Origin of the sequence: Acidaminococcus intestini DSM 21505 (assembly GCF_000425045.1) — a bacterium.
GTDB lineage: Bacteria > Bacillota > Negativicutes > Acidaminococcales > Acidaminococcaceae > Acidaminococcus > Acidaminococcus intestini.
On sequence record NZ_AULA01000045.1, the window covers coordinates 1 to 10,611 of the forward strand.

Annotated in this window: 11 protein-coding genes; all 11 read right to left on the reverse strand. The window is 47.3% G+C overall.

The annotated features are described in order from the left end of the window. Window positions 1-227 (reverse strand): transposase family protein (locus tag H503_RS12060; protein WP_035196195.1); only part of this gene is annotated, 227 nt, incomplete at its 3' end. Window positions 228-415: 188 nt separating this feature from the next. Then, window positions 416-1,297, reverse strand: a complete 882-nt coding sequence (locus H503_RS0110515) for an isocitrate lyase/PEP mutase family protein (RefSeq protein ID WP_248604865.1) — start codon at window positions 1,295-1,297, stop codon at window positions 416-418. A gap of 176 nt (window positions 1,298-1,473) precedes the next feature. Continuing rightward, a complete protein-coding gene (locus H503_RS0110520) occupies window positions 1,474-3,309 on the reverse strand; it encodes a thiamine pyrophosphate-binding protein (RefSeq protein WP_009015136.1) in 1,836 nt (611 codons plus the stop codon). A 4-nt stretch (window positions 3,310-3,313) separates the two neighbouring features. Continuing rightward, a complete protein-coding gene (locus H503_RS0110525) occupies window positions 3,314-4,246 on the reverse strand; it encodes a LysR family transcriptional regulator (RefSeq protein ID WP_009015137.1) in 933 nt (310 codons plus the stop codon). Window positions 4,247-4,296: 50 nt separating this feature from the next. Further along, window positions 4,297-5,184 carry a DMT family transporter gene (locus H503_RS0110530; RefSeq protein ID WP_009015138.1) on the reverse strand — a complete coding sequence of 296 codons (888 nt, stop codon included), beginning with the start codon at window positions 5,182-5,184 and terminating at the stop codon, window positions 4,297-4,299. A 36-nt stretch (window positions 5,185-5,220) separates the two neighbouring features. Next, entirely contained in the window at window positions 5,221-6,297 is a 1,077-nt protein-coding gene (locus H503_RS0110535) for a TRAP transporter substrate-binding protein (RefSeq protein ID WP_026385727.1), read from the reverse strand. Between the two features lie 64 nt (window positions 6,298-6,361). Continuing rightward, a complete protein-coding gene (locus H503_RS0110540) occupies window positions 6,362-7,660 on the reverse strand; it encodes a TRAP transporter large permease (RefSeq protein ID WP_014127999.1) in 1,299 nt (432 codons plus the stop codon). Beyond that, complete coding sequence (locus H503_RS0110545; RefSeq protein ID WP_009015141.1) at window positions 7,660-8,214, reverse strand: TRAP transporter small permease; 555 nt, start codon at window positions 8,212-8,214, stop codon at window positions 7,660-7,662. The genes H503_RS0110540 and H503_RS0110545 overlap by 1 nt, the downstream gene beginning before the upstream one ends. Before the next feature lie 30 nt (window positions 8,215-8,244). Then, the gene (locus H503_RS0110550; RefSeq protein ID WP_016459772.1) at window positions 8,245-9,105 is read right to left on the reverse strand and encodes a shikimate dehydrogenase family protein; all 861 of its coding nucleotides are present in this window, start codon (window positions 9,103-9,105) and stop codon (window positions 8,245-8,247) included. A 19-nt stretch (window positions 9,106-9,124) separates the two neighbouring features. After that, window positions 9,125-9,931, reverse strand: a complete 807-nt coding sequence (locus tag H503_RS0110555; protein ID WP_009015143.1) for a sugar phosphate isomerase/epimerase family protein — start codon at window positions 9,929-9,931, stop codon at window positions 9,125-9,127. Window positions 9,932-10,324: 393 nt separating this feature from the next. Continuing rightward, window positions 10,325-10,611: transposase (locus H503_RS0110565; RefSeq protein WP_162141343.1), on the reverse strand; the 287-nt coding region annotated here is incomplete at its 5' end.

Genomic DNA, 10,611 nt, shown 5'->3' on the forward strand with positions numbered 1-10,611 from the left:
CTTTTATGTAATCGGACAAAAGCCTGTTGGTGCAAAATGGATCCGATAGCAATCCTTTGCCAACGGTAATCCTTGATTCTATCGGTCTTCGCATGACAATTAGGGCATTGGACAACAGCTCGATTCAGTTCCATAATAAATTCAATTTGTTGCTCACTGTGGATGCATTTTTTTATTACGTTACCTTTGACATTCAAGGAATTTGCTATATAATCAAATGTGGACATAGGCCATCTTCCTTTCATTTAGGTTTGGCGATTTAATTGTAAGAGTGGATGCCGTCTATGTCCACTTTTTTATGCAAAAATGGGGTGAGGAAAGAATATTTCCTCACCCCAACATTTATTATAGAACCCAAAAAAGGGGCTGTGAAGAAATGATAAACTCATTTCTTCACAGCCCTTTTTTATTTTTCTTAGAAAAGGCCTTCGTACTGAGGCCCTTTCAGGTATTTCTTACCGTATTCCTTAATCTTGTCGACACCGATGAATTTCAGGTAGTCGTTGAAGGCAATAAGATCACCAGGATAGCCCTCGGCCATCTCGTTTTCTTTTATATACTTCAGAACTTTCATGACAGCGGCGACTTCTGCAAAAAGGCAGCTCATGGGGAAAGTAATGATCTTATAGCCCAATTCCCCGCAGTCCTTTGCGGTCATGCCGTCATTGATACCTTTTCCTACATAAAGGCCCAGATGAATCGGTCCGTGGACCAATTTAGGGAGCTTCAGCAGTTCCTCATGGGTCTTAGGGAGAATCTTGACCATGTCGGCACCGGCATCCATGTAGGCATTGGCCCGTTCAACCGCTTCTTCAAAGGGTGCATCGGTCCGAGCTACGATGACAAGGTCATCGTCACGGCGAGCATCAACGGCAGCTTTAATCTTGCCCACCATTTCTTCCTTGCTGATGAGCTGAGGTTTCATAATGAAGGGGCAGTTAGGCGGCTGGGTTTGGTCTTCAATGAAGACACCCCCAATGCCGGTCTTTTCATATTCCCGTATCATACGGATGACATTGAGGGCGGAGCCATAGCCACCTTCCCCATCAGCGAGGATAGGAATATCAACGGCATTCTGCATCTTGCTGAGAGCAGCCACCGTTTCATTCATCCCCAAAAGACCCGTGTCAGACGTCCCGATCATGGCACCATGCATGCCGTAGCCCGTCGTCCCAATGAGGTCAAAGCCTGATGCTTCTATACATTTTGCGGTCAGCGCGTCATAGGCGCAAGGAGCCATGAGGTAGTCCTTTTCCTTAAGAAGTCGACGCAGTTTCGTTGTCATACGTTCTTGCATACTAAGCCCTTCCTTTCTTGTTTGTCTCTATTATAGAGCAGGCTGGCGGGCATTCTCCAATATCCATTTTTTGTCATTACCATAGAATCATTCTATTAAGATTGTGAGGTTGGTCCTACAAGACACGTTTTATCAAAAAAGGGGCCTCCTTTCTCAGAAGCCCCCTCAATTCTCACTTATTTTCCTTTATGAGATTTTGCGTGATTCGGTGCGACAAAACGACCCTTCTCATCCTTGACAAGTTTCCCTTCCTTGACAAGAGCACTCGGGCTGTAAATATCGTTGATGTTCCAACAGCCCGGCGTCGGCACAACGATGTTTTCCATGGGAGCTTCCACGAGGAAAGGACGGCCTTCCTTGTTGGCAGCCATGGCCTTTTTCATAGCCGGCAGGAATTCATCAGCAGACTGGACACAGATGGATTCTACACCGTAGGCTTTAGCCACACCGGCCCAGCTCGGCGAATAGCTCTTGCCGTCCGGCGTCTGGAAGACGGTACCGAACTTAGTCCCATAGTTTCCATTTTCAAGACCGGCAATGGTCCCAAAAGCGGAGTTGTTCATAACCACCCAAGTGCAGGCAATACCTTGTTCCACAGCAGTAGCAAGGCAAGTCGGGTTAACGCCAAACCCGCCATCACCCGTAAGGGTAAGGCAGACCTTATCGGGGGCTGCGAGCTTGCCGCCCAGGACGGCAGAGGCACCAAAGCCCATGGTGGCAAGACCGGAAGAGTGATGGATCGTGCCGGGTACGTTGACATCAAACTGCTGAGCTACGCCGTTCTTATTCCAGCCCACATCGGTAAAGATATGAGCATCTTCCGGAACAACAGCTTTCACATCATGGAGGATACGCTGCGGCGTCATAGGGAAACGGCCATCCGTAGAAATGGCAACATTGCTTTCCTTGAAGGCTTTCTTCGCTTTGGCAATCTTGGCACGCAGTTCCGGATTCTTTTTCCCTTCAGGGCAGATTTTCTTGACTTCTTCCAGGATTTGTTTGAGGCCCAGTTTGAGATCTCCAATGGCCCCGATGGAAACAGGATAGTTACGGCCAATTTCCATGGGATCGATGTCAATCTGGAGGAATTCCGTATGGTCGGGATCGAAGGTGACACCCCGATACCAGCTGGAGCTGTCCGCTTCCGCAAAACGGGTACCTAGGCCAAGAATGACATCAGCGTTTACGGTGAGGGAATGGGTAAATTCAAGACCCCAGAAGCCCGTCTGACCAACCATGAGGGGATGATTATCTGGCAGGCAGCCCTGCCCCATCAGGGTGCGAGAAACAGGGATATCAAGGAATTCAGCAAGATCCGCCAGTTCGTCCGAAGCCTGGGCAAGGAGGATTCCTCCGCCGGCATGAAGGACCGGATTCTTTGCTTCGACCAGTTTTTTGGCAATGCCTTTGGCCGCTTCTGGATCTAGGGCCGGTTTCATAGTGATGTGGCTGTCCTTATAGGTGCGATCCCATAGGTAGTCTTCCACTTCGCGGGAGAACATATCCATGGGCATATCAATGAGGACCGGTCCAGGGCGACCCGATTCAGCCAGACGGAAAGCCTTATCCATGATTTCCCCGAGGGCTTCAGGATCATCAACGCGCCAAGCACGCTTGACGACGGGTTCCAAAATCTTATACTGCGTGGCATCACCATGCATATTGACTTCCTGATGAGGATGCTTTCCAAAATAATAGCTCGGTACATCGCCTGCAATGACGACCATAGGAATAGAGTCAAATGCGGCGTTTGCTACACCGGTCAAAACATTCGTCAGCCCCGGTCCAAGATGGCAGAGGACGACAGAAGCCTTATGGGTTACACGGGCATAGCCATCAGCTGCCGTAGAGGCAACCGCTTCATGGCGATTGGAAATATATTTCACCTTTTTCGAACGGCTCAGAGCATCGAGCATACCAATGACCGTATGGCCGCAGAGGCCAAAGACATATTTGACATTCCGACGTTCGAGATAATCAACCATCAAATCAGCAATCAGTTTCTTTGCCATTTTTTCATCCTCCTATGGTCTCAGGACCAATATTAACTCTCTTGAAATACTGCGTGAAGACTTCTTCACTGCGGATTACATAATCACGGAAGTAGCGAGCTGCCGGCGGGAGGAACTTTTCTTTGTTCCACTGCAGGTAGAGACGCCGCTTGGGAATATCATTTTCAATACAAAGGAGCTTTGTTCCAAAAGGTGCGTAATGGGTAAGTGGGAAGGGAACAACGGATACACCGCGTCCGCCGGCAACCAGCCCATAAATGATGAGGTCACTGGGCGTCCTTGAAACGACCCGAGGTTCAATGCCTAAGGAAGCAAATGTCTTTTGCAGCATGGGAGCAAGCTGCCCGTTCTGATTGAAGCCAATAAAATTTTCATCCTGGAGTTCCCGAAGATCCACCCTTTCACGTGACGCTAGATAATGGTTTTCTGGAACGATAACGACCAAGGGATGGTCTCCAATATAAGTGCCCGCCACTTCTGGTTCCTCAAATTTCGTAGCAATGCACAGGTCTATTTTCCCAGATACGATAAGTTCATGGATTTCGTACCAGCCAATCTGTGCATACTGAAAATGCACGTCATAGCGATTTGTTTCTGACTGATAGCGAACCATAAGGTCCGTTGAAAACTGAGCCACGGAAGGAAAACCAGCAAGTTCGATGGTTCCTGTATTGGGATCAAGGAATTCCTTTAGTTTAGCGATACCTTCATCGAGGGAATCCAGCGTTTTATTGACATAAGGGAGAAAGATTTCCCCATATTTGGACAGACGGATATTCCGGCCATCCTTTTCAAAAAGTTCCACACCAAGTTTCTCTTCCAAGGACCGCATAGCATGACTCAGATTAGATTGGCTCACATGGAGTTTTTTTGTTGCTTGGGTGTAGTTTTCCAATTCTGCAATCGTTTGAAAGTAAATCAGCCATTGTAGGTTCATGGGGGCCCTCCTCTATTTCCCTTTATCATTCCTTAAACACAGGCCTTTCGTCAAGACTTTTCAGGAAACTGGTTCCGTCTCGTGTCCCAAAAATTCAGGAGAATATCAGCCGAGATAAGAATCAGTCCCAAATAGAAATGGACGGTAAAGGACTCTCCGAGCAAATAGGCACCCAAAACAGCAGAAAAAACGGCTTGGAGCGGATAAAAAAGCGAACAGGTACTTGCCGGCAGTTCAGACAGAGCCTTGGTCCATGTAAACTGGGCCACACCGGATCCCATGATGCCAAGGTAAAGAAGAACAAGCACCACAAAAGGCGTCAGGCTGACAGGTTCCCGCAGGCTGCTGTAGATTCCCACAGGGAGAGAAAGGAGACTGCCAATGAGCATTCCATAAAACGTAATCAAGATGGGGGCATACTTTTGGGTAAGGCGCCGCATCTGGATTGAGGCAAACCCAAAGGAGAGAACCGATATAATCATGAAGAGGATTCCCATGATTTCTCCTGAACCAGAAGCACCCTGAGTAATAATGAACGTGCCGAGAAGAGCCAGAAAGAGACAAACTCGCTTAATGACTGTAAGTGATTCCTTAAGAATGAACCCTGCTAGGAGTGTAATCACAACGGGGTTGGTGGAATTGATGAGGGCTGCCGTGGAAGCCCCAGCCAATTTGATACCAAGCTGCACCATCTGGAACGTTACAAAATAAGCCAACATGCCAATAAGAAAAAACCATTTGCGATCCTTCTGATCAATCGGTGTTTTCAGCTCCTTCCTTGCCATCCAAAACAGACAGCTGGTTCCAATAAAGGAGCGGATCATGGCAAGCACGGAGGGCGGTACAGCCTCGGCAATCACCTTTCCGCCGATATAGTTATTGCTCCAGATAAAGAAGGTGAATACAAGGTAGAAAAATGCTGACCATTTTTGAGGCATCCCACATCCACCTTCCTTTCTGTCGAACAGAGCTACTTACTTTTTCGCAGCGGCATCCAGTTCCTGCATGAGGACATCACCAATGCCATTAATCTGGCTGTTGATATCCTTGTAGAGCGCTTTAACAGAATCAAGGGCAAGAACCTGATCATAGAAAGACTTGTCATATTTGATGATGGTCATGCCTTTTTTCTCAAGGGTTTCCTTGTTCTGCTTGTCGATTTCACCCAGTTTTGGTGCCAGTTCCTTCAGGGCTTCGGACACCGCCTGGTTCAGGGCTTTCTGGTAAGCAGGATCAAGCGATTCATAAGCTTTTTTATTCATAGCAAGCTGATTCGTATAAAGGACATGGTTGGTCGGAGCTAGGAATTTCTGGACTTCATTGAAGTTCATGGTCACGATCGTATCGGCTGCGTTTTCTTCCGCATTAACCGTCCCGCTTTGCAGAGCAAAATACAGTTCAGAGAAAGCAAGCGGTGTCGGTTCTGCACCAATAGCAGTCCAAAAAGCCATATGGTTCTTATTGCTCATGGTGCGGATTTTAAGGCCTTTATAGGCATCGAGGTCCTTCAGGTTGGTATTGGCCGTCGCAAGACGGAAGGTGCCGTTCTGCAGCATGCCCATATAATGGAAACCTGCTTTATCGTAGGCTGCAGCCAGCTGTTTATAGAACTTTGATTCCGGATTATTGAGGACCTTATCAATCGTGGGGCCATCATATTTGGCAAAAGCCATGGGCAAGTCGAAGACAGCCATTTCAGGAATAAAAGAAACGACGGGTGCCGACTGACTGACAAAAACTTGGATATCATTGGATTTCAGCTGTCTTAATAGGTCTTCATCCCCACCGAGGTCGCCGTTGGGATGATATTCAATCTGAAGCTTTCCCCCTGTAATTTCATCGACTTTTTTGGAAACGAGTTCTCCAAACTGTTGGCCTGCCGACCCTTTGCCGGCCGTATCCGCACCGATGAGGACGACTTCCTTCAGATTGGCATATTCACCTTTACCGGCAGATTTCTGTTCTTTTGAATCACCGCCGCAGCCAGCAAGGGAAAGAGCCAGGACACCTGTCAAAACAGCAGCCGCCAGTTTACGAAACGTTTTTTTCATGAAAAATACCTCCTTAAAATAAAATTCCTTTATAGGCCCTAGGAATAACTCCCAGAGGAAAACCTTATTTCACAATACTTGGCAGATAGGTCGAAAACCAAGGAATATAAGTGATGAGGACGAGGGCCACAAGGAAGGAAACGATAAAAGGCACGGCCTTTTTCGCAACATCCATGGGCTGTTCTTGGGCAATATTTCCTGCCACGAAAAGATCAAGACCAAAAGGCGGTGTTGCAAGCCCGATGGACAGACAGCAAACGAGGATAACGCCAAGATGAACCGGATCAACGCCCAGTTTCTCGCAGGCCGGCAGCAGAACAGGAGCCAGGATAATGATAGCAGGCCCTGTATCCATGACCATCCCAAGAAGCAGGAAGATAATGACAAGGACACTCAGGACAGCAATGCTGGAATGGAAATTTCCCAAGATGAAAGTTTCCACGGCACGAGTAGCGCGAGTCAAGCTAAGGACACGGCCAAAAGCCGTAGCAAAAGCAAGGACGAAGGCAAGGCCGCCATATGTTTTTACTGATTCTGCACAAAGAGGAATCAATTCCTTAACGGAAATGGTCTTATAGATAAAGAGAGAAACAAAAAGCGCGTAGAAAACAGAAACCGTAGCCGCTTCTGTCGGTGTTACAAAACCGCTGTAGATACCGCCCAGGACGACAACCGGGCAAAGAAGTGCCCAAAAGCTGTCCTTGAAAAGTTTCGGAAGCCCTTCTTTTTTGAGTTCTTCCATGCGAGCATTGATTTTTTCCTTGTCTTCGCCATGTTTCACGCAGTAGAAGACAGCATAAGCCATGAGCATTACGCCAATAAGCAGACCAGGGAACACGCCGCCTAAAAAGAGATCACCTGTTGATACGCCCGTTGCAAGGGAATAGAGCACAAAGGGGATGGAAGGAGGAATGATGACGCCAAGTCCGCCGGCAACGGCTATGAGACCTGCACTCCAGGTCCGATCGTAACCAAGATCCGTCAAGAAAGGTACGCACATAGCACCGACAGCAGCCGTGGTGGCCGGGCCGGAACCAGAGATGGCCCCATAGAACAGGCAGGTCAGGATAACAGCACAGGGAAGGCCGCCGGGAAGCCTTCCAGCGAAGAAGGCGAAGAAGTTAAAAAGCTTGCGGCTGATTCCACCTTTTGCCATGATGACCCCGCCTAAGATAAAGAGCGGTACAGCAAGAATCGGCGTAGAGTTCGCACCGGAAAACGTATTATTGATGAGCTGGACGAGAGATCCGCCCCGATGCATCAGGAGAATTGGGGAAATCGAGCCCAGAATCATACTTGTTCCAATAGGAATGGAAACGGCGATTGCGACAAGGAATACAACAAATACAAGCAATGCTGCCATTATTCATCTCCTCCTTTCGCCATTTCAGCTTCCTTAGCTGCATCCTGCATGGTTTGTTCAAGGGTGGTCAGTTCCCGTTCATGGAACCGTTTGACATGAAGGATCATGACCTGAAAGGCCCTGATAGTTGCAAGAACATAGCCAAAGAGCATAACCGCATAAACAATCCACATAGGCCATTCCATGGCCGGTGAAAATTCATGGCTGGTGTAAATGTTTTCCAACACTTCAAAGGAATAAAATCCCAACAGGCCCATACAGAACATATTGATTAAATCTACGATGATGCCAATGATCTTTTTCATGGCCTGGGGAAGAAGATCGACGAGAACACCGACGCGGAGCATATTCTCCATCCGAATGGTATAGGGGAGGGAAATGAATACGCTCCAGATCCACATGAACCGGCAAAATTCTTCAGCCCAGGTAAGGGATGTGAGCCAGGGAACTTTTCGGACAATGACCTGGATCATGGTGACACAAGCGATGATAATCAAGAGAATAATCATCAAGGTTTCTTCAAGATGTTCATCTAACCATTTGATTAGGCGCATACAGCATGCCTCCTTTGCTGTTTTCAGCTATTATTTCTTTTCCGCAAGGATGGCGAGGAGTTCTTCCCGCATCGCTTCAACAGGAGCTTTCTTCCCTGTCCACAGTTCAATCTGGGCAGCCCCTTGGTAAAGGCTCATGCCAAGGCCGTTCAGGATGCGGCAGCCTTTTGCTTCAGCATCCAGGAGAAACTGTGTCTTTGCAGGATTATAACAAGCGTCAAAATAAAGCTGTTCCGGTTTCATGTATTCCTTGGGGAGCGGCGTTTCCCCGATGGAACGCCCCATGCCAACGCCGCTGGCGTTAAGGACCACATCGCAGGCCGATAGTTTCGAAAAGTCTCCATAAGGGACGAACTCTGCGACAGGAGCAAAATTCTTGTTGATGTCATCGACGAGGGACTTGGCACAGCCTTCAAACTTGTCTGTGATGTAAATCTTGCGAGCCCCGTGGTAAGCAAGGATAGAACACATGGCGCGGCCCGCCCCGCCGCCGCCAAAGCAGAAGAAGACACACTGATCGACCTTCACACCGGCCTCTTCCGTCAGGGCTGTATAAAAACCAACGCCATCCGTGTTGTAGCCGATAAGCTTGCCCTCTGGCGTCTTGACAACGGTGTTGCTGGACCCCATTTTTTGACAGAGGGGATCAAGTTCGTCAAGATACTCCAACACTTTGACTTTATTTGGCTTTGTTACGGCAAATCCAGCAAAATTCATATATCGCAGGCCATTCACAATATCTCCCAAATGCTCATTATCCGTTTCCGTATAAAAGTAGACCATATTGAGCCCAGCTGCTTCATACCCTTTGTTTTGCATCCTTGCAGCAAAGGACTGCGTCAAAGGAAGTCCCAAAAGAGTAATCATTTTCGTATTGATATCGACCTTCATCATTCCTGACCTTCTTTCTTCACAGACCGGCTGCGGTGAGATACTCCCGTGCCGTTTCAAGACAATTTCGGATGTGTCCTTCTTCTCCATAGGTTTCTATATATTTTTTATTTGGAAGTTCAATGGAACAAGGCCCTTCAGGCAGTACTTTCAGGTAGTCCTTAACGGGAATCGCACCGCGGCCCACATATTCCCGTGCTTCCCGCATGATTTCAACTGGTTTGTATGCTTTTTCATTTTTGGGGCAGTCACAAAGATGGATCACGCCAACTAAGGAGGGATCGAGCTTCTTGAGGTCTTCCACCGTCACGCCTGACCAGTAGCAGTAGAGCATATCCAAAAGAACTTTAGCGTTATCGGCGCCGACTTCCTTAAGGAACTGGAGCGTATCGGGCAGATTCACAAGGCCCGAAATCACAGGAAACTCCAAATTCATGGTGAGACCAAATTCCTTGGCATCTTCACAGATCTTTCCGTAGCAGTCGACGGCAAAGCCATGATCCATTGTCCACACACTGGAAAGGACGTCTGTAAATCCGAGTTTTGCAGCACACTCAAAAGCACCTCGGTAATCACGAGGAAGGTCTTCCTTTACTCGAACCAACTCGATATCGAGCGGCTGCAGGGATGTCTCCTCTAAGGCAACCTGAATACTTGCGAACAATCCTGGATTATTTTCCAAGTGGACCTGCGGTTCCCCCGCCTGCCCCATAGGGATTGTCCGCAGACTAACATAATCATAACCCGCCTTTGATGCCATCTTGACTTGGGCCAAAGGGTCCATTCCCGGCACTGTAAGATAGGCCAAGGAAATTTTTCTTGTCATAGTGAATCCTCCTACTTTTTCCGTTCAGGAAGTAATGAGTCCGCCTTTTCTTATGGTTCCATTGTAGGATGAATTTTCTGACATTTCCAATACATTGTTTTTAAAAATATATGAATAATATCGATATATTATTTGCCAAGTAATAGGTAGAAACCTGAGAACAGGCATAGTTACGCCTTTTCATCATCAAAACAAGGAAGACAAGCTCCCTTATTTTTACAATTTTGTTCATCTATTTTCTTGTTTTTGTCTACGATTTCCTTCCCTATCACCACTCTATATTTTCTTTTCATGAATAAATTCGATGAATTTATCATTCTTCATGGATTCTCCCGACAGCATCCAAAAAGGTTCTTTGTCAAATGTTGGGGTGCCCCACAACTAAATCGCCTTTTAGGAACTCGGCAAGGCATTTGCCGAGTTCCTTTTTTGCCAATTCACATAGAGAATCCGGTTCCTAAATCTGTTGAAATCACGCATTCCAAATGCAACTCTCTTAACCGTCTTAATCAGGTTGTTACAGCCTTCTGTGAATCCATTGGAGTATGGCTGGATAATTGCTTGAATAATTGCAGCCTCCCAATCTTTAAAAGATCTTAAAATCCCTTTAAAAGCATCTAAGTTGTAGCCCATTACCATAGCTAACCATTTGTTTAGCTCCCGCTTCGCAGCCAATTCAG